Origin of the sequence: Nocardia sp. NPDC049190 (genome assembly GCF_040648115.1) — a bacterium.
Classification (GTDB): Bacteria; Actinomycetota; Actinomycetes; order Mycobacteriales; family Mycobacteriaceae; genus Nocardia.
In genome coordinates, this window is the sequence record NZ_JBEZDE010000119.1 from 1 (window position 1) to 1,236 (window position 1,236).

The 1,236-nt window shown below is 62.6% G+C and carries 1 protein-coding gene; it reads left to right on the forward strand.

The window, feature by feature from the left end:
• Nucleotides 1-91: 91 nt before the first annotated feature.
• Nucleotides 92-1,225, forward strand: coding sequence for an IS630 family transposase (locus AB0B25_RS32150; RefSeq protein ID WP_357187615.1), 1,134 nt, complete (start codon nt 92-94; stop codon nt 1,223-1,225).
• The last annotated feature ends 11 nt before the right edge of the window (nt 1,226-1,236 follow it).

Consider the following 1,236-nt stretch of genomic DNA (forward strand, 5'->3'; position numbering starts at 1 on the left):
CTAGTGCCGCGCCCGGGAGCCTTTGCCCTGTTGTCACCGACACGCCGACAGGTTGCGGTGTGTCGGTCAGGGCATCGGTCAGTCTGGTCGGGTGGCAGAGCGAGTACGGGTGCGAGAGCTCGACGATGACGACGGCAGACGGTTGGTGCGGATCATCCGCCGCGGCACCGGATCGGTGGTGACCTGGCGGCGCGCTCAGATGATCCTGCTCTCCGCTCAGGGCATGCCGGTGCCCAAGATCGCCGAGGTCAGCTTTACCAGCGCTGACCGGGTCCGCGATGTGATCCACAACTTCAATGCCGACGGATTCGATTCGCTGTACCCGAAATACGCCGGTGGCCGACCGAAGACGTTCACGCTGCCCGAGCGCCGCGAGATCAAGAAGCTCGCCAAATCTGCCCCGACCGAACACGATCTGCCGTTCTCGACCTGGAGCCTGACCAAACTCGCCGAGTTCCTGGTCGCTGAGGGGGTGGTCGACGACATCAGCCACGAGGGTCTGCGCGTGCTGCTCCGCGAGGAGGGTGTCTCGTTTCAGAAAGTGAAAACCTGGAAGCGGTCGAAAGACCCGGACTACAAGGCCAAGAAGGCCCGTGTCGAGCACCTGTACGCCATCGCCGACGGCGAGGTCGTACCCGACTCCGATGAGCCACAGGTGATCTTCTGCCTCGACGAGTTCGGGCCTTTGAACTTGCAGCCGCATCCGGGCCGGCAGTGGGCCGAACGTGGGGGCAAGCACAAGGATCCGGATCGCGAACCCAGGCGCCGTCGGCGGGCAACCTATACCCGTCCGCACGGGGTGCGGCATTTGTTCGCCGCGTACGACCTCGGTAAGGACAAGCTGTATGGGCATGTCAAGTCCACGAAGAACCGCACGAAGTTTCTCGAGTTCTGCCGGTACCTGCGCACCTTGTATCCGGTCGAGGTCCGCATGGCGATCGTGTGCGACAACTTCTCGCCGCATCTGACGACGAAGAAGTGCCAACGGGTCGCCCAGTGGGCCGAGGAGAACAACGTCGAGATCGCGTACACGCCGACGAATAGTTCATGGTTGAACCGTATCGAGGCGCAGTTCACTGCGTTGCGGTACTTCGCGCTCGACGGCACCGACCACGGCAGTCACCGCGAACAGGCGTCCATGATTCGGCGCTACATCATCTGGCGGAACAAGCACGTCGAGGACCAACGGCTACACGAAATCGTCAACAGGGCAAACGTAGCCTGATGCGGCACTAG